Raw genomic sequence first — 26,315 nt, forward strand, 5'->3', positions numbered from 1 at the left:
CCGGTTCGGGGCTCTTGTGACAGAAGCGCACATCAATTAGCCGGCAAACCACCGCCGCATCCGTCGAAAACGACCCAGAATGGACAGGGGCCTCAGTGTCGATCTATCGGACGCTACTCGATGACTCGGTCTGCGCGCTTCAGCAGCTCTTCGGGGATGGCTACGCCGATCGCATGCGCAGTCTTCAGATTCACCACGAACTCGCGCCGTGTAATCGTTTCGATCGGAATCATGCCCGCAGCGGTGCCCTTCAGGATTTTGTCTGCCAGCACCGGCATGCGGGGCCACGTATCGAGGACACTAGTGCCGTAGGCAATCAATCCCCCGGTGCTGGATTGGCCTCCAGGAAAAATCGACGGCATGCGCCGCGCACTCGCGGCCTCCGCGACGATCTTGCCGTCGCGCAGCGGCATCGGAACCTCCAGCACCAGTAGGGCCTCGGCACCGTTCTTGAGCATATCGTCCAGCGCGGCCGCATAATCGGGGGTGGGTCCTCCGGCAACCTTTCGGACGATGGGCTCGATGCCGAGCTTGCGCGCGGCCGCAGAATTGGCGCGATCGATCGGAGCAAGCCCGCTCGCATCTGCGCCCGGGATCGTGTCGTCGCTGAGAACGCCCACACGGGCGAGATTCGGGAACATGCTGCGCAGAAGAGCCAACTGGCGGTCAGCCTGCTCGGGGTCAAGGCTGGTCAACCCCGTCAGGTTGCCGCCGGGACGCTCCATGTTTTCCACAAGGCCCAGCAGCAGGGGATCTGTGACGATCGAGAAGACGACGGGAATGGTCGAGGTAGCGCCCTTGGCCGCCCGCGATGCCGGCCCGCCGGCCGCAAGGATCACGTGGACGCCGGCCTGCACCAGTTCGCCCGCAAGTGCTGGCAATCGATCTAGTTGACCGCGGGCAAACCGGTGCTCGAAGATTAGGTCGCGCCCCTCGGCGTAACCCAGCGTCTCGAACGTCTCCTTGAAAACCTGCAGGATTGGACCGGGACCACCGTTGATCAGCGAACCAACCCTGACCACCCGGCCCGCAGACTGTGCACGCGCCATGATGGTGGAGATGCCTAAGGCACTCGCAGCAACGATGAATTCACGGCGCTCGATCATGCGACTCTCTTCCGGACGTCTGTTAGAACGATACGGCTCCGCGGGGCATTTGACTTCACCAATGCTTGGTTTTTTCTAATCGACACCTCACCGCGGCATGTTACTGTGCCGCGGGACCGCCTTGGTGGGTGCGCCATGCGCTTCTGCTTTGAAGATTTCGCGCTCGATACGTCTCGGCAAGAGCTGAGCCGTCACGGTCTGGTCATGCCGGCCTCGCCTCAGGTGCTTGCGTTGCTCGTTCACCTGATCGAGCACCGAGACAACGTGGTCACCAAGCAGCAGCTCGTGGAGTCGGTATGGAACTGCCGCATCGTAAGCGATGCTGCCGTGACGACGCGCATCAACGTCTTGCGAGAGCTGCTGGGCGACAACGGGCGGGAGCAGAGGCTCATCAAGACCTACCCGCGCAGGGGATTTCGCTTTGTTGGTGATGCGCGGGTAGAATGGCACGCCTCGCCGCAGCCGGCCTTGGCTAGAAGGGACCTGCCGTCCATTGCTGTCTTGGCGTTCGCGAATCCTCTCGGCGACCCTGCGCAGGCTTTCTTCGGCGATGCGCTGGCCGAGGAGGTGCTGACCGAACTGGCGCGCCTTCGCTGGCTTCTGGTGATCGCTCGCAACTCGAGCTTCATCTATCGAGGCCGCGCCGTTGATGTTCGTCAGGTCGGCACCGAGCTCGATGTGCGGTATGTCCTTGAAGGCAGCGCTTGGCATGACAACGGCCGCGTCCGGGTTACGTGCAGGCTCATCGACGCAACAACTGCACTGCAGATATGGTCAGCGCGCTACGATCGCAATCTCACGGATCTGTTCCAGGTGCTGGACGAAATAGGGGAAGCCGTGATCAGCGAAATCGGGCCGGCAATCCTCGATGCAGAGCGAAGCCGCATCGCGCGCCTGCCACCCGATAGCCTGACCGCGTGGGAAGCCTATCAGCGTGGCGTCGCATACATGCTCACGCCGTCGATAGAAGGGAACGTTTCGGCCAGGCAATCATTTCAACAGGCCGTCTCGCTCAAGCCGGACTATTCGCACGGATTCGACGGATGGGCATGGACTCACCTGGTGGATGCTTCCGCTCTCGGTCGAATGCCGGTCGACGAAGCGTGCGACCTTAGCGAGCCGCTGGTGCGCAGGGCCTTGCAGCTTAACCCAGACAATACAGGCGCACGCACCCGACTTGCCCTGACGTTTCATCTGAGGGGAAACAACCAGGCGGCGATCGAGGAGACGGAAGCGGCGTTGGCCACTGTAGCGAACTGTGCGGATGCGTTTGGAGCGCAGGGAACGGCTCTCGTCTTCTCCGGCCGGCCCGGTGAAGGCCGGGTCGCCATCGAGAAGTTTCTCCGCCTCAGTCCGCGGGATCCGGCGAAGTCGATCAGGCTGTCTCAGCTTGCCGCTTCCTACTACTTCGAGAATGATTACGAGAATGCGCTACGCGTCGCGCGGCAGACGATTCGCGACTATCCAGACATACCGATGGCTTTCCGATGGATGGCGGCCGCACTCGGCCAACTCGGCCGTCGCGCGGAGGGCTGTCGTGTCATCGAGACTCTTCAAATGCGTCATGCGGCTTCAATCGCGGCCTATGTTAGCCGACCGCCCCGATATTTTCGCCTTCAAGATCACGAGCACTTAATGGAGGGATTGGGCAAGGCCGGGTGGCGCAAATGAGACGCTGCCGTGAGGTCAGGGACTGGTTGCGCTTTCAGGCGCCGGCCGGTTGCCCCCGACGATAGAGCGGCTCCTTCTGGTCCCTTGCGACCTTTGCTGCGGTTGCACAAAGGCGGTCGGTACCGAATCAAGCGGACATTGACGAAGAATTATGAGTACGCGCCTTAGCTCGTCTTGTCGGTGTGCCAAGCGGCGAGCAACCTGCCCCTCAGCGCGGCTTGATCTCCGCGTACTTCGCCATCGCCTTCTCGAACTTCCGGTTGAACAACCACATCGCGGCGAGAATCTCGCGGAAGCTCGCCGAAGTGCGCGCCCGGTCCGCCTGCCCGAATGCGAAGATGCTGTTGTTGCGCAAGTGCTTCATGATCGTCGGACTGGATACCCGGTAGTTCAGAAGATCTCCCGATTTAAGCGCGGACCGGGTCGGGGTGGGAACGATCTGGATCAGCTCGAACAGCTTCATCTGGTCGATCGGGTCGGGCAGCGTCTTCACGATGCCGGGGATCTCCCTGAAAACATCGGCGTGCGCGTTCATCAGGCCGTCGCGCACATTGGTCCAGTGGTTGAAGCGATAGTCGGTGCCGCGGGCACGCACCTCTTCCTTGTCGTCACGCGCGCTTAGCTCGGGATTGGCCGCGGCGATCTCGCCTTTGATCGCCTCCCATTTCCTGCGGCCGTTGCGGTCCTCGGACGGGCCGGTCTGGAAGCTGCCCATATAGGTGTTCGAGCGCCCGTTGCGGACGTTCTGCTTGCCGTTGGTCTCCGCAAAGAACAGCCCGAGGCTGATGCGTCCCGCAGCTTCGGCGTGAACCGGTGCAAGCCCCTTGGCGCGTGCGATTGCGACCGCGAGATCAACGACGTCCTTGAACGGCGTCGCCGAGTTCTGCGCTCCCGCCGGCGGCGCTTCCATGACCTCGAACAGCGCGGCATATTCGTCGATCAGTGGCTCGATGTCGGCATCGAAATAGGCCGGCGGTATCTCGAACTTGTTGGGCCTGCCGATCCGCGATGGCATGGCGTCGGTGAGATCCTTGTAGGTACTGATGACGGCGACGCGTGCGAGATAGATGGCCTGACCCGGCAGGTTCGGCAGCGGCTGCTTCGCGTCTATCTGCTTGCGCCGCTCGGCGAGTATCGCCTTGAAATCGCCGAGCGCGCGCTCGTAGGCCGCCTGTGCTTCCGATTGCTTCGCCGTGAGCGTTTGTGCCTGGCTCGTCGCGAATGTCGTCAAGATCAGCCCGAGCGCGGCGATGATGGCGATGACATGACGTCGTGCAGGCATGGCCGGTTCCCCCAACGATTCGTGCATCGGGAGATCGTAGCCTAGTCGTTGGCCTCCGGCGGCAGGAAGTCGACCTCGTGCTCGGCCGAGATGCGCACGACCTCGGCGGGGTCGGTCAGATTGTGAAGCTGGTTGAACAGCGCCTCCAGCTTCTGCATCGGCGAGACCCAGAACAGCGCGCGGGCCGGCTTGTCGGATTTGTTGAAATAGCCGTGCGGAATGCCGCGCGGCAGGCGCACGAGGTCGCCGGCATGGGCCTTGACCCATTGGCCGTCGAGCTTGAGGTCGAGCGTGCCTTCCTGCACCAGGATGAATTCGTCCTGGGTCGGATGGATGTGCACCGGGACGAACTGGCCCGGTTCGCTGTTGGTCTCGAACGCGAAGGTGGACTCGGTGACGGCCTTTGGGAAATAGACCTGGCCGAGGATGTTCCAGCTCTTGCCGCCATAGCCCGTGCCAACGGCGGTAATGCCCTTCTCGAGTGTCGTCATGGCTCGCCTCCAATGAATGTTCGATGGACGGAGCATCGGCCAGGAGCGACGCGCTGTCCATCCGTGAAACGAGGCCGGACGCATCGCTGGTGGAAGCCGGATACCGCATCCGCGGGCGGGCCTGCACTCGCGCGCTAGTCGAGGGTTGATGCCAGATTTTCGAGGGGCGCCGTCAGTCGGCAGACCAGCCCGCTGGATTCATAGGACACTTCGACCGAACCGCCGAAATCGTCCTGCAGAACCCGCGATATGAGGCGCGAGCCGAAGCCCACGCCGGCCGGCTTGGACGCAGGCGGGCCGCCGGTCTCACGCCAGACGAAAGTGAATTTCGGTTCGCCCGCCTGATCTTCGGACGCCCATGTAATCGACACGTGGCCACTTGCGGCGGTCAGAGCACCATATTTCAAGGCGTTGGTCGCGAGCTCGTGGATTGCCAGGGACAGAGCGAGGGCCTGCCGGGACTTGACGACAAGCGGAGGCCCCGACACCGTGAACCGGACGTCGCCTGCCCTGTAGGGACTGAGGGCCGTGCTGATCACGTCTGGAAGGGGTGCCGCCGCCCAGTTTGCTGCGGTCAGCAAGTCGTGCGCGCGTCCGAACGCGGCCAGCCTTCCTTGATATTTGTCGAGATCGGCCTTGCTCGATGCGTCGCGAAACGTTTGCGTGGCCACCGCACCGAGCACCGTCAGCGTATTCTTGACGCGGTGCTTCAGTTCCTCGTTGATGAGGTTCAGCGCTTCCTTTCCCATGTGCTCGGACGTGACGTCCTTGCAGACGACGAGCACGCCGCCGACCTTGCCTTCGAAATCGATCGGGCCAAAGCTGTACGTCCACCAGACATTCTCGCGACGGCCGTGGCGCGTCACCGGCACCAATTGGTCCTCGTGCCAGGTCGCTCCGTGGCCCGCCATGACGTACTCGATCTGGGGACCGATGATGTCCCAGATCTCCTCCCAGCACTCGCGGCCCCGCGCGCCCAGGGCGCTCGGATGCCGTTCGGGTCCCATCGTCTCGCGGTAGGCGTCGTTGTAGAACTGGATGAGGTCCGGTCCCCACCAGATGAACATCGGATGGCGCGAGGTGAGAACGAGCCGGACCGTCACCCGAAGACTCTGCGACCATGTGTCCGGGGAACCGAGCGCGGTCTTTGACCAGTCAAATTCTCGCGTCAGGGCGCCCATCTCGCCGCCGCCCGCCAGGAAGTCGCTGACCACGTCTCCACCCACGCACAACCTCACTCGAACATTGCAGCCAAGCCTATAGTCCGGCTTTCGCAAAGTACAATGGCGCCCCTGGGCCGAAGGCCGACGTCATGGATCGGCCGTCGAGCCGGCGGCTTGTTCGCATTTCGGCTTGCGGACGTAACTGCAGCATTCGAATACCGCGTCACCGTCGACAAGCCTGCAGGCGGTCGCAATGCCGCGCGTTAGGGCTGTTTTGAGTCAGTCGTCCATTGCGGATGGCAGCCGCGACGACCGCCGCCCTCGCAGACCATATGGCACGCGTCGTCCATCGCACAAGCGAGATAGAACCACACGACATACGAGGCGATGACGATGAAGGCGATCCACAAGGTCGCCTTGGTCGATCGATCCATGTTCGCACCAGGAATTTTGCCGAATCCTATCACGCTAACGGCGGTCGCGGTCGGACGTCTGCCTGCGGAGAAAGCCCTCGACATCGGCCTGCACCGAATAGGGCGTCGGGATCGCATCGCCCGCGGCGTCGACGGCGGTGTCGAGGCTGCGGCGCAGCATGCGCGCGAGCTCGGCCTTGCGATAGGGTTTCGTCAGAAGCGGCGCGCCCATCGTGCGGCCCTGCGCGTGCAGCGAATCGTAGGCATAGCCTGACGTGAACAGCACCCGCAGCGAGGGCCGCGCCGCCACCATCTGCTCGGCGAGCTCGCGCCCGTTGAGGCCGCCGGCCATGACGATGTCGGTGAAGAGCAGGTCGAACGGCGAGCCCTCGGCGGCGATGGCCAGGGCCTCGGTCGCGTTGGCCGCAGGGATGACCTTGTAGCCGAGGCTCTCGAGCTGGACCGTGACATATTGACGGACGTCGCGGTCGTCCTCGACGCACAGGATGGTTTCCGTTCCGCCCACGATCTTGCGCTCGTCATAGCCGGTCGGGCGAAGCGTGCTCGCCTCCGCCTTCGGCAGGTAGATCGTGAAGATCGTGCCGCTTCCTTCTTCGGACGTGACCTTGATGCCGCCGCCGGACTGCTTGACGAAACCGAACACCATGCTGAGCCCGAGACCCGTGCCCTTGCCGACGTCCTTGGTCGAGAAGAAGGGATCGAAGATCCGCTCCCGAAGAGCCTGCGGAATCCCGGTGCCGGTGTCGGCGATCTCGATCTCGACATAGTCACCGGCATAGCCGGCACCGACCGCGACGGCCTCGCGCACGCCGAACACGACGTTGCGCGTCGTCAGCGTCAGCTTGCCGCCATCCAGCATCGCGTCGCGGGCATTGATCGCGAGGTTGAGCAGCGCCGAGCTCAATTGGCCGCGATCGACGAGGGCGAGCCAGACGTTGCCGTCGAGCCTGGTGACGATCTCGATCTTCCTGTCGAAGGTCGCCAGCAGCAGTTTTGCGAGCTCTTCAAGGAGTTCGTTGACGTCGATCTCGGCCGGCCGCAGCGCCTGCTTGCGGGCAAAGGACAACAGGCTCGACGTCAACGCGGCGCCGCGATCGGCGGCCTCGCTGATCAGCTTGGTGATGGTCGCAAGCGGCGGATTGTCCTTCACGGCCTCGGCGAGGATCTCGATCGTGCCGGTGATCACGGTGAGCATGTTGTTGAATTCGTGCGCGATGCCGCCGGTGAGCTGGCCGACCGCCTCCATCTTCTGCGCCTGGATCAGCTGCTCCTCGGCCGCGCGCTTCCGGGTGACGTCCTTGACGAAATTGTTGATGATGGTGCGCCCGCCGATCTTGAGCGCGGTGCTCGACGCCTCGATCAGGATCTCCTCGCCCTCCCGGTGCAGCAGGGTCGCCTCGAACCGGATGCCGGTCGGCGTATTCGACAGCTCGGGCAGCAGCCGCATCATGCGTTGCCGAAAACCGTCGCGGAGCGGCTCGGCGATGAGGAGGTTGACGACGTCGGTGCCGAGCGCCTCCTTGCGCGTCCATCCGGTCAGGGCCTCGGCCTGAACGCTCCATTCCAGGACGGTGCCGTCTGCGTCGGTCTGAACGAAGGCATCGAGCGCGGTCTTGATCACGGCTTGGGTCATCTGGGCGCTGGCCTGCGCCTGCTCGGCCAGCTGCGCGGCGGTGCGCCGTTGCTGGGCCGTTTCGATCGCGCGCGTACAGAGCCGCGCGAGCAGGACCGCAACCGCGGCGCTTGCGAGCAGTGCGATGAACTGGACCGGGCCGAACCCGGCGGCACCGGTCACCGCATACGAGGTCAGAAGGGCCGCCGCGGTCACGATGACCTGCGCAGCCATCGCGAGTGTCAGAAGCCCCCTTAGTTTCATGGTCTCACACCAATGCGTCAGTCACGGGCCCTCGCGTCCGCCCTGTCGATCAGTCCGGCTCCATGTGAGCTACAGACTCCGTGCGGCGGCGTCGAGGGGCAATTTGCGGTGGTGCCCGGGGGCGGCGCGTCAACCTGCCGGCGAATCGGCCTGGCGCAGCGTGGTCACCCAGATCACGCGCGCCACCTGCTGGGTGGGGTTGTCGAACATGTGCGGCACGATGCTCGGAAAGCGAAAGCTGTCGCCGGCCTCGAGCAGGTGGGCCTGGTTGTCGAGCCACAGCCGCAGGCTGCCGGACAGGATGTAGCCGGCCTTCTCGCCGGTGTGCTGCAGGAAGTCGGTGCCGGACGAGGCGCCCGGGTTGAGCGTGAGCTCATAGAGTTCGAGCTGGCCTTTGTCTGCCGGCGTCAGGGCTTCCTTGACGACGCCGCTGGCGGTGAGCCGCAGCAGGCGCCGGCTGTTCTTGCGCACGATGTAGCGCTGCACGTCGGCGGGATCGGTGGTCTCGAAGAAATAGGAGATCGGAACGTCGAGTGCGATGCTGAGCAGGCGCAGAGATCGGATCGACGGCATGGCGCGCGCGCGTTCGAGCTGGCTGATCATGCCGGTGGAGAGACCGGTCTTGTTGGCGACGTCCTGGATCGACAGCCCGGCGCGCTGGCGCAGCAGCCGCACGGTTTCGCCGAGGCGCTGGTCGACGGCATCGTCGGCCTCGATCGTCGGGGCGTCCTTCGGTCCGTTGGTATCGCCGCGACCATCCATGTCGCTCTCTCCCATGCATCATCTCAGCCCCGGACCGCATCGGTTCTAGGCTTTAGTCGGAGTGAAAAGGTCGCGCATCCTAGCAATGTGATTGACAGCTGTATTTAGTCATGATGAAATTTTGGTAGAAAAATTTAGAAGCACTAAAGCTCACTCCTGTCCCTTTGCCGGGGTCTCGGGGGCGCGGGAGATGGTGCCGCGTGCGAAAACGGAGAGTGGTCATGACAGACGACACCGGCAGGTTCGGCACTCCGGCACTGCATCCCGGCATTCCAAATCGCCGTCAGTTCTTTCAGCTCGGCGCCGGCGCCGCGGCGGGATGGAGCCTTGCTGGCAACGCCTTCGCCCAGACCGAACGCCCGACCAACCCGCCGGACAAGCCGCGCGGGCAGGTGATCGCGGCGCTGTCGCAGGAGCCGACCGTCTTTCATCCGCTGATGCCTGGCATCGAGGTCGATCAGGGCGTCTGGTGGCAGGTGTTCTCGCTGCTCTGGTTCATCGATCCCGACGGCAATTTCGTTCCCGATCTGGCGCGCGAAGTCCCGACCATCGAGAATGGCGGCCTGTCGGCCGACGGCCTGACCTGGAAGATCAAGCTGCGCAGCGACGTGAAGTGGCATGACGGCACGCCGTTCACGGCCGACGACGTCAAGTTCTCGCTCGAGCTGATCAACAACCCCGATTTCCGCGCGCGCAGCCGCGTCGGCCACAGCCTCGTGAAGGACATCAAGGTCGTCGCGCCCGACGAGATCCACTGGCGGATGGAAGCTCCCTATTCGCCCTACATGTCGATCCTGGGATCGCTGACCTTCATCGTTCCCAAGCACATCCTGGAGAAGGTGTCCGATCCGAACGCCTCGCCGTTTCACAACGCGCCCGTCGGCACCGGACCGTTCCGCTGGGGCGAGCGCGTGCCGGGCGACCACATCCTCCTGAATGCCAACACCGGCTATCACGGCAAGGGGCCGTACGTCGAACGCGTGGTCTTCAAATACATTCCCGACCTCACCGTGCTCTACACCCAGTTCCGCACCGGCCAGGTCGATTACACCGGCCTGCAAGGTATCCTGCCGAACTTCGTGCAGGAGGCGAAGACGCTGAAGGGGCGCAAGATCTTCGTGTCCTCGACGTCCTCGGTCGAGCACATCGCGCCCAACCTCGAGTTCGGCGCGTTGGCCGACCGCACGGTGCGCGAGGCGCTGTATTTCGCGATCAACAAGCAGGCGATCATCGACGCATTGAACTACGGCCTGCCGAGGCAGACCGAAAGCTTCGTGCCGCAGCAGGCCTGGTCGTTCCAGCAGGGGCTGCCGCAGCACAAATACGATCCTGCCAAGGCCAACGCGCTGCTCGATGCGGCGGGATGGGTGCGTGGCTCGGGCGGCGTGCGCGAGAAGGGCGGCGTCAAGCTCGAATTCACCAATTCGACGACGTCGGGCAACGCGGTGCGCGAGCAGACCCAGCAGCTGCTGATCCAGGACTGGCGCGCGATCGGCGCTGCGATGCGCGTCAACAACATGCCGGCCGCCGTGATCTGGGGCGACTTCTGGCAGCAGTCGAAATTCAATTCGGTGATAGTGGGCGTGAACTTCATGCTGGGCAGCGACCCCGACGTGACGCCGCGCTTCGGCTCCGGCGCCATTCCCGCCCAGGGCGGCCGCGGCTACAATACCTATCAGTACAAGAGCCCCGAGGCCGACCGCCTTCTCGCCGAAGGCGCCAGGCAGTTCGATCTCGCGCAACGCAAGACGATCTATGGCGATCTGCAAAAGCTGATCCGCAATGACCTCGCGATCCTGCCACTGTTCCAGGGTTTCATCGCCGAGGGGGTGAAGGAAGGGCTGCAAGGCTTCCGTCCCAACATCAACACCTCCATCAACAGCTGGAACATCCGCGAATGGTACTGGGCCTGATATATCCGGCTTGCTGGATCGCCTGAGATGGCCCGCTACGTCGCCAATCGCCTGGCGCAGGCGATCATGCTGCTTGTGATCGTCTCGGCGATCGGCTTTGCCATCCTGCATCTCGCGCCCGGCGGTCCGCTGTCGCAATTTGCCGCCTCCGCCCAGATGACGCAGGAGGATCTCGACCGCGTCACCAAGCAGCTCGGCCTCGATCGCCCGTTGCCGATCCAGTATCTCGACTGGTTCGGCCGCATGCTGAAAGGCGACTGGGGCCGCTCCTATCGCGACGGCGAGGCGGTGCTGTCGGTGATATCGTCGCATCTCGGCGCGACCCTGGAGCTGATGGCGACCGCGACGATCATCGCGGTGCTGCTCGGCTGCTGGATCGGCGTGCTCGGCGCGCTGCGCCGTTACTCGCTGTTCGATACGCTGGCGACCGTCGGCGCCATGATCGCGCTGTCGATCCCGACCTTCTGGTTCGGCCTCGTCACCATCTATGTGTTCTCGGTGAAGCTCGGCTGGCTGCCGTCCGGCGACCGCGAGACCGTCGGCGACGGTTCGGTGCTCGATCTCCTCCATCACCTCATTGCGCCGGCGCTGGTGCTGGCGCTGGTCGAGACCGCGATGTGGGGACGCTTCATGCGCTCCTCGATGCTCGAGGTCATCAACCAGGACTACATCCGCACCGCGCGCGCCAAGGGCATGCCGGAATGGCGCATCCTCACCGTGCACGCGCTCCGCAACGCGCTGCTGCCGATGATCACGGTGGCCGGCCTTCAGCTTCCGACGTTGCTCGGCGGCGCGCTGGTCGCAGAGACCGTGTTCACCTGGCCCGGCATGGGCCGGCTGTTCCTCGACTCCATCGGCTACCGCGACTATCCGGTGGTGATGGGCATCCTGATGTTCTCGGCGACGATGGTGCTGATCGGCTCGCTGCTCGCCGACATCCTCTATGCCGTCGTCGATCCGCGCATCCGGGTGGGCTAGGGATGACGACTGCCGCCCTCTCCACCGACCAACTTGCGCCCGGCCAGGCTGCGTGGCGGCGCTTTCGCCGGCACCGGCTCGCGCTCGCGGGGGCGGTGATCATTTTGGTCCTCGTCTTCGGGTCGGCGTTCGGTCCTTATCTCCTGCCGTTCGACGACACCTATATCGACATCATGAAACGGTTCGCGCCGCCGCTGTCCGGTGCGCATATCCTCGGCACGGATGAGCTCGGACGCGACGTGCTGGCGCGGCTGATGATGGGCGCGCGGGTCTCGCTGTCGATCGGCATCACCGCGATGGTGATCGCGATGGCGGTCGGAATCGCGGTCGGTGCCTTCGCGGGCTTCTATGGCGGCGTGGTCGGCGCGGTCCTGATGCGGCTCGTCGATGCCGTGCTGTGCTTTCCGACGATCTTTCTGCTGATCGCGCTGGCGGCGCTCACCGAGCCCGGCTTCGTCACCACCACCGTGCTGATCGCGGCGACCGCCTGGATGTGGGTGGCCCGCGTCGTCGAGGCCCAGGTTCGTTCGCTCAGGGAGCGCGAGTTCGCGGTCGCCGCCGTCGCCTTCGGCTCGTCGAACCTGCGGATCATGTTCCGCGAGCTCGTGCCCAACGCGATCGCGCCAATCGTGGTGGCGGCGACGCTGAACGTCGCCAAGGCGATCCTGCTGGAATCCTATCTCAGCTATCTCGGCTACGGCATCCAGCCGCCGGCCGCGAGCTTGGGCAACATGCTCAATAACGCCCAGATCTACCTCACCAGCGCGCCGTGGCTTGCGATCGCGCCGGGCGTCGCCATCACGCTGGCGGTGACGAGCTTCAACTTCCTCGGCGACGGACTGCGCGATGCGCTCGATCCGCGAATGAACATCCCATGACGAGCAATATCTCGATCGAACTGAAGTCCAGGCTGACGTTAAGGAGTGCCTCATGTCCCCGCCGCTCAACCGTATAAATAGCGACGAACGCCTGCCGGCGCAGGCGGACGTCGTCGTCATCGGCGGCGGTGTCATCGGCGTTTCCGCGGCCTATCATCTGGCGAAGAAGGGCCTCTCGGTCGCGCTGGTCGAGAAGGGGCATGTCGGCGGCGAGCAGTCGAGCCGCAATTGGGGCTGGTGCCGCCAGCAGGGCCGCGCGCGTGAGGAAATCCCGCTGGCCCGCGAGGCGTTGCGGCTGTGGGAGGACATGCAGAACGATGCCGGCGTCGATGCCGGGTTTCGCCGCACCGGGGTGCTGTTCCTGACCAAGAGCAAGGATGAGCTCGCCAGTTGGGAGCGGTGGGCCGCAACGGCGCGCGAGATGCAGGTGCACTCGACCGTCCTGACGCCGGCCGAGGTCGCCGAACGGCTGCCCGGCAATTCGGACAAATGGGTCGGTGGCCTGCACACGCCGAGCGACGGGCGCGCCGAGCCCTCGATGGCCGTGCCCGCGCTCGCCGCCGCCGCACGAAAACACGGCGTCACCATTCATCAGGGCTGCGCCGCGCGCGGGCTGGAGACGACCGGCGGACGCGTCAGCGCCGTCGTCACCGAAAAGGGGACGATCCGGACGCAGTCCGTGCTGCTGTCGGGCGGCGCTTGGTCGTCGCTGTTCTGCCGCCGCCACGGCATCGAGCTGCCGATCGGCCTCGTCAATGCCACCGCATGCCGGACCACGCCGGCGCCGGAGATCACCTCCGGCGCGCTCGGCACCGACTTCTACTGCATCCGCCGGCGGCTCGACGGCGGCTTCACGCTGGCGCTGCGCAACCGCGGCACTGTGGAGCTGTCGCCCGACCTGTTCCGCTACGCCCGCACCTTCTGGCCGACCTATCTGCATCGCCGCAACGGCCTGAAGATGTCGTTCGGAAAGTCGTTCTTCGACCAGCTCATGCGCGGCACCAGCTGGAGCTTCGACAAGCCGTCACCGTTCGAAACCGAGCGCGTGCGCGATCCCGAGCCCGACATGTCGCTGGTCAATGCGGCGCTGGCCTCGTTGATCAAGTCGAATCCTGAATTGAAGGACATCGAGATCGCGGAAGCCTGGGGCGGCACCATCGACTGCACGCCTGATACGATTCCCGTGATCTCGCCGGTGGATGCACTGCCGGGCTTCTTCCTCGCCACCGGCTTCTCCGGCCACGGCTTCGGCATCGGTCCCGCAGCCGGCAAGCTCGCCGCCGACATCGTGACCGGCGCGACGCCCCTGGTCGATCCCGCGGCCTACAGCCACAAGCGCATGATCGACGGCCGCCGGCTCGCGCCGGTCAGCCCGTTCTGAGAGTTTTGGTGGCATGACGGTTCTCTACAAGGCCAACATGGTTCGCGGCGCCGAATGGGCGACCTTCTTCGCGGAGCGTGCGCCCGACCTGCCGTTCCGGCTCTGGCCCGACATCGGCGATCCCGCCGAGGTGCGCTATCTCGTGGCGTGGGTGCCGCCGGATGACATCGGGGCGACCTTCCCCAATCTGGAGCTGGTCTTCTCGGTCGGCGCCGGCGTCGACCAGTTCGACGCCACGAAACTCCCGCTGCACATTCCGCTGGTCCGCATGCTGGAGCCCGGCATCGCCGAGACGATGGTCGAATACGTCACCATGGCCGTGCTCGGCCTGCATCGCGATCTCCTGCATTTCATCAGCCAGCAGAAGGAGCAGGTCTGGCGCGAGATCCGGATCACGCCGGCAAAGCGGCGGCGCGTCGGCGTGATGGGGCTCGGCCAGCTCGGCCAGGCCGTGCTCGAACGCCTCAGGGCGTTCGGCTTTCCGCTCTCGGGGTGGAATCGCTCGCCGCGCGAGATCGAAGGCGTCACCTGTCACGCGGGCATGGAGGCGTTGCCAGATTTCCTCGCGCAGGCCGACATTCTCGTCTGCCTGCTGCCGTTGACCGACGAAACGCGTGGCATCCTCAACGCCGACCTGTTCGCGCGCCTGCCGCGCGGTGCGGGGCTCGTCAATGTCGGGCGTGGCCCGCATCTGGTCGAGGCCGATTTTCTCGCGGCACTCGACAGCGGCATGTTGTCGGGGGCGGTGCTCGACGTCACCGAGCCCGAGCCGCTGCCTTCGGGTCATCCCTTCTGGAGCCACCCGCGCATCCTGCTGACCCCGCACAATGCCAGCATGACGTCGCCGGATAGTGCCGTCGATTTCGTGCTCGACGTCATCGCACGCCATCGCCGCGGCGAAGATCTGCCGGGGCGTGTCGACCGGACACGGGGCTACTAAGGGCGAGATGATGATGGTCGCATCGGTGCAGCCGCGGGCTCCCCTTACCTCTCCCGCTTGCGGGAGAGGTCGCGCCAGAGGCGCGGGTGAGGGTTCTCTCCTCTTGGGGGCCCTCGATTGTGGAAGCACCCTCTCCCCAACCTTCCCCCGCAAGCGGGAGAGGGGGCGCACCTTGGCTGCGGTATGTACTGAGGTCTTCGCATGAGCAGCGGCGCAAGCAGACCCGACCAAGTCGTTGCCGAAGCGCAGGCGCCGGTGCTGTCGGTCGCGGGCCTCACCACCTCGTTCATGCGCGAGCGGCAATGGCTTCCCGTCGTCCGCGACGTGTCGTTCGATGTCGCTGCCAAAGAGACGGTGGCGATTGTCGGCGAGTCCGGTTCGGGCAAGAGCGTCACTGCGCTGTCGATCATGCGGCTCATCCCGAAGGAGAGCGGCCGGATCGAGGGCCGCGTCACGCTCGCCGGCCGCGATCTCCTCGCGTTGCCCGAAGCGAGCATGACGGACATTCGCGGCAACGACGTCGCCATGATTTTCCAGGAGCCGATGACGAGCCTCAACCCGGTGCTCACCATCGGCTTCCAGATCGCGGAGGCACTGATCCAGCATCGCGGCCTGTCGCGCGCGGCGGCGGAGGCGGAGACCATCCGCCTGCTCGACCGCGTGCGGATACCCGCGGCAAAATCGCGCTTCCACGAGCATCCGCATCGCTTCTCCGGCGGCATGCGCCAGCGCGTGATGATCGCGATGGCGTTGGCCTGCAAGCCCAAGCTGTTGATCGCGGACGAGCCGACCACCGCGCTCGACGTCACCATCCAGGCCCAGATCCTGGAACTCCTGAAAGAGCTTCAGCAGGAGGAGGGGATGTCGATCCTCTTCATCACGCACGACATGGGCGTGGTCGCCGAGATCGCGGACCGTACCGTGGTGATGTATGGCGGGCAGGCCGTGGAGACCGACGTGACGGCGCGCATCTTCGCGGCGCCCTCGCATCCCTATACCCGCTCGCTGCTCGCAGCTGTGCCGCGCCTCGGCTCGATGGACGGGCGTCCGCGGCCGATGCGCTTTCCGATCGTCGACAAGGTCACGGGCACCTCGGATGAGCCGACCGAGACACCGGATACGGTCTCGGCCGCCGGGCGGCCACTGCTTGAAGTCGCGGGCCTCACCACGCGCTTTCCGATCCGCTCGGGCTTGTTCGGCAAGGTCTCGGGCCGGGTCCACGCGGTCGAGAACATCTCCTTCACATTGCGGGCCGGCGAGACGCTGGCGCTGGTCGGCGAGTCCGGATGCGGCAAGTCGACCACGGGCCGCTCCATCCTCAAGCTGACGGAGCCGGACAGCGGGACCGTCCTGATCGACGGTCAGGATGTGCTGGCCATGAATGCCCGCACCTTGCGTGATTTCCGCAAGCAGATGCAGATCGTTTTCCAGGACCCGTTCGCGAGCCTCAATCCGCGCATGTCGGTGGGAACGGCGATCGCTGCCCCGCTGCTCGCCAACGGGCTCGCCACGGCGGCGAAGGCGCGAGAGAAGGTCGCAGACCTCCTCGTGCGGGTCGGCCTGACCGCGGACATGGCCGCGCGTTTCCCGCACGAATTCTCCGGCGGCCAGCGCCAGCGCATCTGCATTGCCCGCGCGCTCGCCCTCGGGCCGAAGCTGATCGTCGCGGATGAGGCGGTCTCGGCGCTCGACGTCTCGGTCAAGGCGCAGGTGGTCAATTTGATGCTCGACCTTCAGGCCAGCATGGGTCTTGCCTATCTCTTCATTTCCCACGACATCGCGGTGGTCGAGCGCATGAGCCATCGCGTCGCGGTGATGTATCTCGGCGAGATCGTCGAGACCGGCCCGCGTGCCGCATTGTTCGGCAATCCGCAGCATCCCTACACGAAGAAGCTGATGGCGGCCGTGCCGGTGCCCGATCCAGCGCGCCGCGGCTCCAGGCGCGAGGTCTCGAACGACGAGATCAGAAGCCCGGTGCGCGCGCCGGACTACCAGCCGCCGGTCCGGCAGTATCGGGAAGTGTCGCCCGGCCATGTCGTCCAGGTGTGGGGCGAGGAATGGTCAGACTGAGGCAATGCCCCCAGCTGCAAATACTTTCAAGAACGCACGATGAAATCGCGCGGTCATTCGCCCAACAGGTCAACGGCGTTGTCCTTCGCGATGCCGAGCCTCTGAAATCGCAATGAATTCACCTCGTCGCGGTCGGCGCGACGGCCTGCCACAACACTTCATGTTGATGCCGTGGAGGTGGACCGTTGGCCATCGATCCGATAATGCGTCGATCGGAAAGGCCGACGGAGACGTGCCGTTCACTAATGGGTTTACTGAGATGACACAAGCAGGCGTCTACGGACAGAGACTCGGACAGGGCCTTCACTTGAAGCAGGCACCGGCGCTGATCACGCGTTCGCTGCACAGCGCCGAGCTCGCGGTCACCGAAGCCCGCAATGACGATCCGATGCCGGATTTGTCCGGCTCCTTGCCTGCGGAGGATGCCTATCTCGTCAGCCTGAAATTTCGCGACTATCCGGATTGCGAATGCTGGGAGGAGGGCCGCTGTGTCGCCAAGGCGGATGTTCGCGCAGGTGCGACCTATCTGTACGACCTCAAGCGCGACCCGCGCTATGTGATCGACAAGCCGTTTCACTCGCTCTTCTTCTATTTGCCGCGCTCGGCCCTCAGCGACATCGCCAGGCAGCCCGGCGGACCGCGCGTTGGCGAGCTCAGCTACGAGCCCGGTGTCGGCCATGACGATGCGACTATCCGGCATGTCGGCGCCTCGTTGCAGCAAGGGCTGCGCCGGCCCGAAGAAACCAACCAGCTTTTCGTCGATCACATGATGCTCGCGCTCACCGCCCATGTCGGCCAGACCTATGGCGGGCTGAAGCCCGCCGCAGAACCGAACCGCGGCGGCCTCGCGCCATGGCAGGTCAAGCGCGCCTGCGACCGGCTCGACTCCGATCTCTCGGGCAAGATCGCGTTGCAGCGGATCGCGACCGAGCTAGGCCTCTCGGTCAGCCACTTCTCTCGCGCATTCCGGATCTCCACCGGCCTGCCGCCGCATCAATGGCTGCTCCGCCAGCGCGTGAAGGCGGCGAAGCAGCTGATGACGGTCCGCGACCTCCCGCTGTCCGAGATTGCCATCTCGGCCGGGTTCGCCAATCAGAGCCATTTCACGCGGGTGTTCTCGTCCATGGTCGGCGTCAGTCCGGGCGCGTGGCGCCGGGAAACGGATGGCGGGCCCGACGAGTAGCGTTTTCGAGCGAAGTGGAGCCCGGTTGGCGTCAAGAAAACGCGTCCAAACAAGGATCTGATCAGCGGCGCTTCGCCAGCGAGATCGCATAGGCCGCGCGGCGCGCCGCAAAGATCTCGTCGGGCGGATGGCCGATACCGTCGGCAAGATGGGCCGGATTGAAGATGGACCCGTCGCAGGCATCGTCGGCTTCGAGACTGGTGATGACGATCGTCCCCAGCCGCATCTCCTCGCGCTTGTCCTCGTCCGGCCATCGCAGCGTTACGTCCAGCGTGGGATCGCCGGGACGGTCGAGCAAGGCCATGACGTTGAAGCGGACTTCGCCGGCTGCGATCTTCCGCGCGAGATCCTCGTGCAGGAAGTCGGCGGACTTCGTCCTGGCTTCGTCCTCGCTCAGCGTGACATCGCCACCGACAGGCGCGAGCTTGAACTTGATGAAGCGGGTCTCACCCGCGGCATTCGTGGCGGGAAAGGCGTGCACGCCCCAATAGGTCGTGCCGGCGAAGCTCGCGGGCAGCCGCCGCGCGGCGATGTAATGCGCCTGGTTCAGCGTCTCGGGGTTGGCCGCGGAGAACGCCTTGACCTTCTCTGCATCAGGTTTGCCGTCCGCGCCGGGAATGCGCGCCTCGAGGAAGGCGAGCATCTGGTCGAGCGTCCTTGCGAAATGCACCGGAGCGCTTTCCACCAAAATGTCCGAGCGATGGGCCTCGTCGCCAAGCCTGAAGCTGAAGCCGCGCAGCACGAGGTTGTTGGTATCGGCGACTTTCAGGTTGCCGCCGCCGACGGAGAAGCGCGCCAGCACGCGCGACGGTCTTGTGAAGCTCGGCGACCGCGTGATCTCACCGGCGCTCTCGGATGGGGTATAGGTGCCGCGTACGCATCGACCCTTGGCGAAGCTCGCGCGTACCTTTGGCGGATTGCCCGCAACCGCCTTCAGCGCGTCGACGATCGCGGCCGGCGTGGCATTAGGGGGTGGCAATTCGGACATGGCAGGGCCTCGGGCTCGAGCGACATGCCTTGCCTTAAGCCTGGTGCAGCGCTCGCGTCTTTCCCAAAGCCGCGACGCTTTGTCCGATCCTGCTGAAGGAATCCGGTCTTACGAATTCACGTGCACGAAATCCCGCAGCAGCGGGTAGATCTCGTTATTCCAGCGCTTGCCGGAGAACACGCCGTAATGGCCGACGCCGGCCTGCATGTGGTGGACGCGACGATAGGCGCGCACGCCGGTGCAGAGGTCTTGCGCCGCCAGCGTCTGGCCGATCGAGCAGATGTCGTCCTTCTCGCCCTCGACCGTCATCAGCCCCATGCGGCTGACGGCCTTGGTGTTCACCGGACGTCCGCGATGCATCAGCTTGCCCTGGGGCAGGAGATGCTCCTGGAAAACGTCGCGCACGGTCTCGATGTAGAACTCGGCCGGCAGGTCCATCACGGCGAAATATTCGTCGTAGAAGGTCTTGATGCTGGCCGCCTTCTCCTTCTCGCCCTTGGCGATGTGGTCGGCGAGATCCATGTGCTGCTTGATGTGGCGCTCGAGATTCATCGAGACGAAGGCGGTGAGCTGCACGAAGCCCGGATAGACCTTTCGCAGCGCGCCGCGGCACTGCACCGGCACGTAGTTGATCAGGTTCTGCTCGAACCAGTCGATCGGCCTGCTCTTGGCGAACTCGTTGACCCTGGTCGGCTGGATGCGCGTGTCGATCGGCCCCGCCATCAGCGTCAGCGTCGCGGGCCGCGAGGGATGGTTGCCCTCGCACATGATCGCGGCGGCCGCGAGCGCGGAGACCGAGGGCTGGCAGATCGCGACCATGTGCGGGCGCGGACCCAATTGGCCGAGGAAGTCGATCAGATGCTCGGTGTAGTCGTCGAGGCCGAAGCGGCCCTCGCTGCGGGGAATGTCGCGCGGGTTGTGCCAGTCGGTGATGTAGACGTCGTGGTCCTGGAGCAGCGTCTTCACGGTGCCGCGCAGTAGCGTCGCGAAGTGTCCGGACATCGGCGCCACCAGCAGCATGCGCGGCTGCTCGCCCACGCCCTCCTTCCTGAAATGCAGCAGCGAGCCGAATGGCGTCGCGTAGGCGATCTCCTCGGTGACGGCGACCTCGCGATTTCCGACCATGATGCTGTCGATGCCATAGGCCGGGCGATGATAGGTGAGGGTGGAGCGCGAGATCAGCTCCAGCGCCGCCGAGAGCCGGCCAACGACCTGATCCGACAGGCCCTGCGGCACCAGATGGAGGAATTTGAGCGCGGAGGACGCCCCCGCCCGCCACGGCGCCGTCAGGTCCATTTGGTTCTGAAACGCCTGATAATACATCGACATCATACTAGAGTGCCCACCTGTCCCATGTTGCCATGCAATATCGAAGCCAGACCTGAGTCAAATCGCCCGGAAAACTGGCACGTGGCTTGCTGCTGAACGGGTGGGAAGCACAGGTAATGGGCACGCCGCGGGCCGGACGGAGTGCCGGTATCAGGCGTGAGGGAAGGGCCAAATGGCGAAGGCGACACTGACCATCAGCAGCAAGAACTACTCGTCCTGGTCGCTGCGTGGCTGGCTGCTGACGAAATTTTCCGGGCTCGATTTCGAGGAGATCGTCACCGCGCCGGACGACGCGTCGGCGCGCGCCGAAATCCTGCTGCTGTCGTCGTCGATCCTGGTGCCGTGCCTGCGGCACGACGGCGCCACCGTCTGGGACACTCTGGCGATCGCCGAATATCTCAACGAGGCGATGCCGGATGCCGGCCTGGTGCCTGATGACCGCGTCCAGCGCGCACATTGCCGCTCGATCTGCGGCGAAATCCATTCCGGCTTCACCACGCTGCGCGCCTCGCTGCCGGTGAACCTGAAGGGACATTTCCCCGGCTTCAAGATCTGGTCGCGCGCGCAGGCCGACATCGATCGCGTCTGGGCGATCTGGCGCGACTGCCTGGAGAAGTCGGGCGGTCCCTTCCTGTTCGGCGAGAGGCGCACCATGGCGGATGCGATGTACGCCCCCGTGGTGACGCGCTTCGTGACTTATGACGTCAAGCTCGAGCCGCTTCTGAAGGCGTATGCCGACACCATCATGGCCATGCCCGAGATGAAGGAATGGATCGCGGCGGCAAAGGAAGAGCCGGCCGAGATCGAGGAGCTCGAGGTCGAATATTAGGCAGGCCTGGTGCCGTCCTGCCTGTTTTGGGAGCGGGGCCCTCGCCGCTCCAACCAGGGGCCATGTCATTGAAGCCGTTAACTTTCGGCGTCGGATCCGGCGCGGGCCTGCTCACGCGCTGCGCAGATATTGTATGCGCGCACCGGCGCGTTGCGACATCTAGCCGTGAACAGGCGTGGACACTGCCTTACGGCTGATTCGGACGTGATTCGTTCGGGCCGCGTTCCGAAGGTTAAGGCGAAGCGCGGCCCCGTTGCATTTTGACACAAACCCTGACGTTCAGGCCGCGCCCGAATGCTTCGAGCGCGGCACGCGCCAGCCGATCACGGTTGCTTCGACCGCGACGCCGGCGGTGTGGTTTTGCCAGCGTCCTTCGACATAGCGGCAGGCGAACGGCAGTTGATACGTTCCGCTGTGGTCTTCGCACAGCACTTCGACTGCAAGGCCGGGCGGCGGTTCTCCGGCGCCGTCGAATTCCGCCAGTCGTCTGTCGCGCGTTGCCATTCCAAAAATCTCCCCTAAACAAAGCCGCGGAAGGAGTGCCCACTTCCTCCGCATGCGGATCATTGCTCCCCGTCCGAGGGAACAGGCCAAGCTCAACGCGAGAATGCGGTACGAGTGTGGTAGCCTCCGGCGACCGCGCGCAAAAAGCGCACATTGCCGTGATTGAATCGACGAGGAACCTGCATGCTGCTTCGAAGCGCCGGCGTCTGTGTCGCGATGTTGCTGCTCGCCATGCTGGCGATTGCGCCGGTCCGCGCGCAGGACGTGCCCGGCATCGAGATCTGCACCGTCGAGAAGACCATGGAGCGGCGCACCAGCTGCCTCCAGAGCAACGTCGATTTCCTCCAGAAGACGATCACGAAGCTCAACCTCGATCACCAGCAGAAGCTGGATGCCGCGGCTCGCCAGATCGACGCGTTGAAGGTGACGGTCGCCGGCTTGCAGAAGACGCTCGGCGATCTCCAGGCCGCGCAGGCGAAGGTCGCCGAGGACGTGAAGAAGAAGCAGGACGCGCCGCCGCCGAAGGACGCGGCGAAATAGGCGCCGCGCTCACGCGACGCGATATCGCTCCATCACGCTGCGGTCGGGCTCATAGCCGAGCCCAACTCCAGTCGGCACCGCGACATGGCCGGTGGCATCGACATCGGCGCGGCCGCCCCAGAGGCAGGCCTCGCGCTTGAGATAGAACATCTCGACGAGGCCGTCGTCACGCGTCGCCAGCAGATGGAGCGTCGCGAGCAGACCCGGACCGAAATACGGGGAGTGCGGAACGATCTTGACGCCGAGCCCATCTGCGAGCGCCGCGACCTTCAGAAATTCCGTGATGCCGCCGACCTTGATCACCGACGGCTGGGCGTGGCTGACCGCGCCCGCATCCATCATCTGGCGGAATTGATATTCCGTGCAGGCGTTCTCGCCGGCGGCGACGCCGAGCCCGCCCTTGCTGCGGACCTCGGCGAGCGCTGCAAAATCCTCCGGCGGCCAGACCGGCTCCTCCAGGAACATCGGCTGCGCGTCCCGGCATGTCCTGGCGAACGCGATCGCCTGCTCGCTTGACAGCGGGCAGTTCATGTCCACCATCAGCGGAATTCCGGGCCCGATCGCTTCGCGCGCGGCAAACACCGCCGGTGCCGTGGTCTCGTGCAGCTTGATGGCGCCATAGCCGAGCGCACGCGCCTTCTTGCATTCGGCGGCGATGTTATCGGGCGAGCCGATTCGCAACAGGCTCGCATAGGCCGGAATGGCCGGGCGCCTTGTCTCGCCGAGCAGGCGGTGCACCGGTACGCCCCTGATCCTGGCGGCAAGGTCCCACAGCGCGATGTCGAGTCCGGAGATCGCAAACATGGTGATTCCATAGCGGCCGAACAGATGCAGATTGCGCTGGATCTGCTCCATCACCGCGGGAATGCCGGCGGCATCGGGTACCTCCAAGCCGCAGGCCTGCGGTGCGATCATCTCCTCGACGGCGCTGCGCGTGGTGCGGGGACAGACATAGGCGAAGGCATCGCCCCAGCCGGTCAACCCGGCGTCGGTGGTGACCTCGACGATCACCATGTCGAGGGCGGTGATGGCGGAGGCGCCCTGGCGGAAGCTCGCGACACCGGCATCATAGGGGATGCGGATATGGTGCGCCCGCACATCGGTGATCTTCATGACGCGGTTCCTCCTGCTTTCTTGTGAGCGGTTTCAAGGACGCACCGAGTGTAGCCGTGAACGCCCGGACGTTGCCAGTGGCTGTTCCGGCGTTATCCTCTCGCAGGACCGCAACGCCGATCAAGCGAAGCAAGCGGGCTTTCGTGCATCATGGTCACGCTTCGAACGAGAACCACCATGAACCCAGCCCAGCGCGCGCTCTGGTACATCGAGAGCCATCTGGCCGAGCCGATGACGCTCGACGAGATCGCCGCGATATCAGGCGTGTCGCGGTTCCACATCGTGCGCGCGTTTGCCGCAGCCACTGGCTATCCCGTGATGCGTTACGTTCGCGCGCGGCGGCTCACCGAGGCGGCGCGCAGCCTCGCGAACGGCGCGCCGGACATCCTGTCGCTGGCGCTGGAGGCGGACTACGGCTCGCACGAAGCATTCACCCGCGCGTTCCGCGACCAGTTTGGCACCACACCCGAAGCGGTGCGGGCCGCGACATGCGTCAGCCATCTCAAGCTACAGGAGCCGATCCTCATGGATTCCACCATGCTCGATCATCTCGCCCCGCCGCGTTTCGAAACCACAAGCGCCTTCCTCGTCGCAGGCATCAACGAGCGCATCTCCTGCGACAACGGCGCGGCCATTCCCGGACTGTGGCAGCGCTTCCATCAGGAGGTCGCCGACATCCCCGCGGGCATCGGCCAAGGGAAAGATCAAGTCGCCTATGGCGTCTGCTGCAACGGCGATGATGCCGGCAATTTCGACTACATTGCCGGCGTCGAGGTCGCCGATTTCTCCGACCTGCCGCGCCGGTTCGGTCGCATCCGCATTCCCGAGCAGCGCTATGCGGTGTTCACCCATACCGAGCACGTCGCCTCGATCCGCCGCACCGTCAACACGATCTGGAATCAATGGCTGCCGGCGTCCGGGCTGAAAGCCGCCGATGCGCCGAACTTCGAGCGCTATGACGAAAAATTCGATCCTGCCACCGGCAACGGCGGCTTCGAGATCTGGGTGCCGGTGACGGAGTAGGACTGCAACGCTGGCATACCATCCCGCTTGCTTGGCAAGGCGGACCTGTTTTGCCATAACCGCAGGCAAATCTTGCGTGTGGGGCCCGTGCCGGACATCCCGTGCAAGTCATAACAAGCATCCGGGAGGGTCACCACATGTCCAACGTCCGCGTTCTCGCCACCGACCTCGAATTTCCCGAAGGGCCGGTCGTGATGCCGGACGGCTCGGTCGTGCTGGTGGAAATCCGTGGCCAGCGTCTGACCCGTGTTTATCCCGACGGGCGGAAGGAGATCGTCGCCAAGGTGCCGGGCGGGCCGAACGGCGCGGCCCTCGGCCCCGACGGCAAGATCTACATCTGCAACAATGGCGGCTTCTCCTGGATCCCGACCGGCAAGATGATCATGCCGGGACCACAGCCGGACGATTATCTTGGCGGCTCGATCCAGCGCGTCGACCTGCAATCCGGCAAGGTCGAGACCGTCGTGACCAAATGCGGCGAGCACGATCTGCGCGGGCCGAACGATCTCGTCTTCGACAGGCACGGCGGCCTCTGGTTCTCCGATCTTGGCAAGCGTCGTCCACGCGAGATGGACGTCGGCGGCATGTATTATCTCAAGCCCGGCATGACCGAGATCGTCGAAGTCGTGCACGGCGTGCTGCCGGCCAACGGCATCGGCCTGTCGCCGGATGAAAACACCGTCTACATCGCGGAAACGCCGACGGGCCGGCTCTGGGCCTACGAGCTCTCCGCGCCCGGCACGCTCAAGCCGCGCGAGGTGATCTATCGCGGCGAGCGGGGCAAGCCGATCTGCGGCCTCGGCGGCTACCAGATGTTCGACTCGCTCGCGGTCGAAGCGAACGGCAATGTCTGCGTCGCCACCCTCGTTTCCGGCTGCATCTCGGTGATCGCGCCGGATGGGACCCTGGTCGAGCAGGTCCCGACCGGCGACCGCGTCACCACCAACATCGCCTTCGGCGGTCCCGGGCTGAAGACCGCCTACATCACGCTGTCCGGCAAGGGCGAGCTGATCGCCATGGACTGGCCGCGCGGCGGTTTGCCGTTGAATTTTTTGAACAAGTGAGCCAAGCCGTCATTGCGAGGAGCGAAGCGACGAAGCAATCCAGGCTGCCGCCGCGGTAAGATTCTGGATTGCTTCGCTTCGCTCGCAATGACGTAAGGAGACTTCAAAATGCCATGGCCTGATCCCATCACCCTGCGCGGACAGCACGCCCGTCTCGAGCCGCTGTCGCATCAGCATCGCGAGGGGCTGGTCGAGGCCGTGAAGGACGGCGAGCTCTCGAAGCTCTGGTACACCGCGATTCCCCTGCCTGAGAACATGGGCAAGGAGATCGACCGCCGCTTAGGGCTGCAGGCCGCGGGCTCGATGCTGCCGTTCACCGTGTTCGACGCCGGCGGCAATATCGTCGGCATGACGACCTACATGAACATCGACGCCGCCAACCGCCGCGTCGAAATCGGCTCGACCTGGTACGGCAAGAGCGCGCAGCGCGGCCCGCTCAACACGCAGTGCAAGCTCCTGCTGCTGCGCCACGCCTTCGAGACGTTGGACTGCATCGCGGTCGAATTCCGTACCCACTTCTTCAATCACCAGAGCCGCCGCGCCATCGAGCGCCTCGGTGCCAAGCAGGACGGCATTCTGCGCAGCCACCAGGTCACGCCGAACGGCACGCTGCGCGACACCGTGGTTTACAGCATCACCGCCGCCGAATGGCCGACGGTGCGGACGCATCTCGAATATCAACTCAACGAAAAGCCGCGCTAGAGATGATGTGCACCGGATTGGCCGCGCGCTCGATCACCTCTCCCATAGGGAGAGGTGTCGGCCCGCGCCGCGGCAATTCACTCAATTTCACGACA

General features: G+C 64.8%; 24 protein-coding genes. 13 read left to right on the plus strand and 11 right to left on the minus strand.

Annotated elements, in window-relative coordinates; genetic code table 11:
* Positions 1-113: 113 nt before the first annotated feature.
* Positions 114-1,106: an ABC transporter substrate-binding protein gene (locus OC450_RS01715; RefSeq protein WP_211384385.1), complete on the minus strand. Its 993-nt coding sequence runs from the start codon at positions 1,104-1,106 to the stop codon at positions 114-116.
* A gap of 135 nt (positions 1,107-1,241) precedes the next feature.
* On the opposite strand from OC450_RS01715, the gene OC450_RS01720 reads away from it, so the two are divergent.
* Complete coding sequence (locus OC450_RS01720) at positions 1,242-2,777, plus strand: winged helix-turn-helix domain-containing tetratricopeptide repeat protein (protein WP_211384386.1); 1,536 nt, start codon at positions 1,242-1,244, stop codon at positions 2,775-2,777.
* Between the two features lie 208 nt (positions 2,778-2,985).
* Here OC450_RS01720 and OC450_RS01725 read toward each other — a convergent pair whose 3' ends face one another.
* The 6 genes from OC450_RS01725 to OC450_RS01750 all read right to left on the minus strand — a co-directional run bounded on the left by OC450_RS01725 (position 2,986) and on the right by OC450_RS01750 (position 8,785).
* Complete coding sequence (locus OC450_RS01725; RefSeq protein ID WP_211384387.1) at positions 2,986-4,059, minus strand: hypothetical protein; 1,074 nt, start codon at positions 4,057-4,059, stop codon at positions 2,986-2,988.
* A 41-nt stretch (positions 4,060-4,100) separates the two neighbouring features.
* Positions 4,101-4,550, minus strand: a complete 450-nt coding sequence (locus OC450_RS01730; RefSeq protein WP_211384388.1) for a cupin domain-containing protein — start codon at positions 4,548-4,550, stop codon at positions 4,101-4,103.
* A gap of 134 nt (positions 4,551-4,684) precedes the next feature.
* Positions 4,685-5,764 (minus strand): sensor histidine kinase, encoded by a 1,080-nt coding sequence (locus tag OC450_RS01735; RefSeq protein WP_262047053.1) that lies wholly within the window; start codon positions 5,762-5,764, stop codon positions 4,685-4,687.
* A gap of 212 nt (positions 5,765-5,976) precedes the next feature.
* The gene (locus tag OC450_RS01740; RefSeq protein ID WP_211384390.1) at positions 5,977-6,147 is read right to left on the minus strand and encodes a hypothetical protein; all 171 of its coding nucleotides are present in this window, start codon (positions 6,145-6,147) and stop codon (positions 5,977-5,979) included.
* 34 nt (positions 6,148-6,181) lie between these two features.
* The gene (locus OC450_RS01745; RefSeq protein WP_262047054.1) at positions 6,182-8,023 is read right to left on the minus strand and encodes an ATP-binding protein; all 1,842 of its coding nucleotides are present in this window, start codon (positions 8,021-8,023) and stop codon (positions 6,182-6,184) included.
* A 129-nt stretch (positions 8,024-8,152) separates the two neighbouring features.
* Positions 8,153-8,785: a cupin domain-containing protein gene (locus tag OC450_RS01750; protein WP_306235249.1), complete on the minus strand. Its 633-nt coding sequence runs from the start codon at positions 8,783-8,785 to the stop codon at positions 8,153-8,155.
* Positions 8,786-9,006: 221 nt separating this feature from the next.
* Between OC450_RS01750 and OC450_RS01755 the strand changes: the two genes are divergently transcribed.
* From OC450_RS01755 to OC450_RS01785, 7 genes are all read left to right on the plus strand, one after another.
* Positions 9,007-10,698, plus strand: coding sequence for a peptide ABC transporter substrate-binding protein (locus OC450_RS01755; RefSeq protein ID WP_211384392.1), 1,692 nt, complete (start codon positions 9,007-9,009; stop codon positions 10,696-10,698).
* A gap of 27 nt (positions 10,699-10,725) precedes the next feature.
* Complete coding sequence (locus tag OC450_RS01760; RefSeq protein WP_211384393.1) at positions 10,726-11,676, plus strand: ABC transporter permease; 951 nt, start codon at positions 10,726-10,728, stop codon at positions 11,674-11,676.
* Between the two features lie 2 nt (positions 11,677-11,678).
* A complete protein-coding gene (locus OC450_RS01765) occupies positions 11,679-12,554 on the plus strand; it encodes an ABC transporter permease (RefSeq protein ID WP_211384394.1) in 876 nt (291 codons plus the stop codon).
* A gap of 52 nt (positions 12,555-12,606) precedes the next feature.
* Positions 12,607-13,935, plus strand: a complete 1,329-nt coding sequence (locus OC450_RS01770) for an NAD(P)/FAD-dependent oxidoreductase (protein ID WP_211384395.1) — start codon at positions 12,607-12,609, stop codon at positions 13,933-13,935.
* A 13-nt stretch (positions 13,936-13,948) separates the two neighbouring features.
* A complete protein-coding gene (locus OC450_RS01775) occupies positions 13,949-14,875 on the plus strand; it encodes a 2-hydroxyacid dehydrogenase (RefSeq protein ID WP_211384396.1) in 927 nt (308 codons plus the stop codon).
* Between the two features lie 201 nt (positions 14,876-15,076).
* On the plus strand, positions 15,077-16,945 hold the full coding sequence (locus OC450_RS01780) for an ABC transporter ATP-binding protein (RefSeq protein ID WP_211384397.1): 1,869 nt from the start codon (positions 15,077-15,079) through the stop codon (positions 16,943-16,945).
* Positions 16,946-17,204: 259 nt separating this feature from the next.
* Complete coding sequence (locus tag OC450_RS01785) at positions 17,205-18,128, plus strand: helix-turn-helix domain-containing protein (protein WP_211384398.1); 924 nt, start codon at positions 17,205-17,207, stop codon at positions 18,126-18,128.
* 61 nt (positions 18,129-18,189) lie between these two features.
* Here OC450_RS01785 and OC450_RS01790 read toward each other — a convergent pair whose 3' ends face one another.
* Both OC450_RS01790 and OC450_RS01795 read right to left on the minus strand, forming a co-directional pair.
* Positions 18,190-19,116: a catalase family peroxidase gene (locus OC450_RS01790; protein ID WP_256805933.1), complete on the minus strand. Its 927-nt coding sequence runs from the start codon at positions 19,114-19,116 to the stop codon at positions 18,190-18,192.
* Between the two features lie 108 nt (positions 19,117-19,224).
* On the minus strand, positions 19,225-20,448 hold the full coding sequence (locus tag OC450_RS01795) for a polyhydroxyalkanoate depolymerase (RefSeq protein WP_211384400.1): 1,224 nt from the start codon (positions 20,446-20,448) through the stop codon (positions 19,225-19,227).
* A 169-nt stretch (positions 20,449-20,617) separates the two neighbouring features.
* Between OC450_RS01795 and OC450_RS01800 the strand changes: the two genes are divergently transcribed.
* Entirely contained in the window at positions 20,618-21,274 is a 657-nt protein-coding gene (locus OC450_RS01800) for a glutathione S-transferase family protein (protein WP_211384401.1), read from the plus strand.
* 279 nt (positions 21,275-21,553) lie between these two features.
* Here OC450_RS01800 and OC450_RS01805 read toward each other — a convergent pair whose 3' ends face one another.
* Positions 21,554-21,778 carry a hypothetical protein gene (locus OC450_RS01805; RefSeq protein WP_211384402.1) on the minus strand — a complete coding sequence of 75 codons (225 nt, stop codon included), beginning with the start codon at positions 21,776-21,778 and terminating at the stop codon, positions 21,554-21,556.
* A gap of 183 nt (positions 21,779-21,961) precedes the next feature.
* On the opposite strand from OC450_RS01805, the gene OC450_RS01810 reads away from it, so the two are divergent.
* Positions 21,962-22,318, plus strand: a complete 357-nt coding sequence (locus OC450_RS01810) for a hypothetical protein (RefSeq protein WP_211384403.1) — start codon at positions 21,962-21,964, stop codon at positions 22,316-22,318.
* Positions 22,319-22,327: 9 nt separating this feature from the next.
* On the opposite strand, the gene OC450_RS01815 is transcribed toward OC450_RS01810, so the two are convergent.
* Complete coding sequence (locus OC450_RS01815; RefSeq protein ID WP_262047055.1) at positions 22,328-23,431, minus strand: mandelate racemase/muconate lactonizing enzyme family protein; 1,104 nt, start codon at positions 23,429-23,431, stop codon at positions 22,328-22,330.
* A 177-nt stretch (positions 23,432-23,608) separates the two neighbouring features.
* Here OC450_RS01815 and OC450_RS01820 point away from each other — a divergent pair, with 177 nt between their 5' ends.
* The 3 genes from OC450_RS01820 (at position 23,609) to OC450_RS01830 (ending at position 26,220) form a co-directional block, all read left to right on the plus strand.
* Positions 23,609-24,454, plus strand: coding sequence for an AraC family transcriptional regulator (locus tag OC450_RS01820; protein WP_262047056.1), 846 nt, complete (start codon positions 23,609-23,611; stop codon positions 24,452-24,454).
* Between the two features lie 137 nt (positions 24,455-24,591).
* On the plus strand, positions 24,592-25,518 hold the full coding sequence (locus OC450_RS01825; RefSeq protein WP_262047057.1) for an SMP-30/gluconolactonase/LRE family protein: 927 nt from the start codon (positions 24,592-24,594) through the stop codon (positions 25,516-25,518).
* 108 nt (positions 25,519-25,626) lie between these two features.
* Positions 25,627-26,220, plus strand: coding sequence for a GNAT family N-acetyltransferase (locus OC450_RS01830; protein ID WP_211384407.1), 594 nt, complete (start codon positions 25,627-25,629; stop codon positions 26,218-26,220).
* The last annotated feature ends 95 nt before the right edge of the window (positions 26,221-26,315 follow it).

The sequence above is a fragment of the Bradyrhizobium sp. Bra78 genome (genome assembly GCF_024519855.1).
In the GTDB taxonomy this organism is placed as follows: Bacteria; Pseudomonadota; Alphaproteobacteria; order Rhizobiales; family Xanthobacteraceae; genus Bradyrhizobium; species Bradyrhizobium japonicum_G.

Coding starts and splice junctions, on each gene's coding strand:
- OC450_RS01715 (WP_211384385.1), bottom strand. CDS start 1,106: ATGATCGAGCGCCGTGAATTCATCGTTGCTGCGAGTGCCTTAGGCATC.
- OC450_RS01720 (WP_211384386.1), top strand. CDS start 1,242: ATGCGCTTCTGCTTTGAAGATTTCGCGCTCGATACGTCTCGGCAAGAG.
- OC450_RS01725 (WP_211384387.1), bottom strand. CDS start 4,059: ATGCCTGCACGACGTCATGTCATCGCCATCATCGCCGCGCTCGGGCTG.
- OC450_RS01730 (WP_211384388.1), bottom strand. CDS start 4,550: ATGACGACACTCGAGAAGGGCATTACCGCCGTTGGCACGGGCTATGGC.
- OC450_RS01740 (WP_211384390.1), bottom strand. CDS start 6,147: ATGGATCGATCGACCAAGGCGACCTTGTGGATCGCCTTCATCGTCATC.
- OC450_RS01745 (WP_262047054.1), bottom strand. CDS start 8,023: ATGAAACTAAGGGGGCTTCTGACACTCGCGATGGCTGCGCAGGTCATC.
- OC450_RS01750 (WP_306235249.1), bottom strand. CDS start 8,785: ATGGATGGTCGCGGCGATACCAACGGACCGAAGGACGCCCCGACGATC.
- OC450_RS01755 (WP_211384392.1), top strand. CDS start 9,007: ATGACAGACGACACCGGCAGGTTCGGCACTCCGGCACTGCATCCCGGC.
- OC450_RS01760 (WP_211384393.1), top strand. CDS start 10,726: ATGGCCCGCTACGTCGCCAATCGCCTGGCGCAGGCGATCATGCTGCTT.
- OC450_RS01765 (WP_211384394.1), top strand. CDS start 11,679: ATGACGACTGCCGCCCTCTCCACCGACCAACTTGCGCCCGGCCAGGCT.
- OC450_RS01770 (WP_211384395.1), top strand. CDS start 12,607: ATGTCCCCGCCGCTCAACCGTATAAATAGCGACGAACGCCTGCCGGCG.
- OC450_RS01775 (WP_211384396.1), top strand. CDS start 13,949: ATGACGGTTCTCTACAAGGCCAACATGGTTCGCGGCGCCGAATGGGCG.
- OC450_RS01780 (WP_211384397.1), top strand. CDS start 15,077: ATGAGCAGCGGCGCAAGCAGACCCGACCAAGTCGTTGCCGAAGCGCAG.
- OC450_RS01785 (WP_211384398.1), top strand. CDS start 17,205: ATGACACAAGCAGGCGTCTACGGACAGAGACTCGGACAGGGCCTTCAC.
- OC450_RS01790 (WP_256805933.1), bottom strand. CDS start 19,116: ATGTCCGAATTGCCACCCCCTAATGCCACGCCGGCCGCGATCGTCGAC.
- OC450_RS01795 (WP_211384400.1), bottom strand. CDS start 20,448: ATGATGTCGATGTATTATCAGGCGTTTCAGAACCAAATGGACCTGACG.
- OC450_RS01800 (WP_211384401.1), top strand. CDS start 20,618: ATGGCGAAGGCGACACTGACCATCAGCAGCAAGAACTACTCGTCCTGG.
- OC450_RS01805 (WP_211384402.1), bottom strand. CDS start 21,778: ATGGCAACGCGCGACAGACGACTGGCGGAATTCGACGGCGCCGGAGAA.
- OC450_RS01810 (WP_211384403.1), top strand. CDS start 21,962: ATGCTGCTTCGAAGCGCCGGCGTCTGTGTCGCGATGTTGCTGCTCGCC.
- OC450_RS01815 (WP_262047055.1), bottom strand. CDS start 23,431: ATGAAGATCACCGATGTGCGGGCGCACCATATCCGCATCCCCTATGAT.
- OC450_RS01820 (WP_262047056.1), top strand. CDS start 23,609: ATGAACCCAGCCCAGCGCGCGCTCTGGTACATCGAGAGCCATCTGGCC.
- OC450_RS01825 (WP_262047057.1), top strand. CDS start 24,592: ATGTCCAACGTCCGCGTTCTCGCCACCGACCTCGAATTTCCCGAAGGG.
- OC450_RS01830 (WP_211384407.1), top strand. CDS start 25,627: ATGCCATGGCCTGATCCCATCACCCTGCGCGGACAGCACGCCCGTCTC.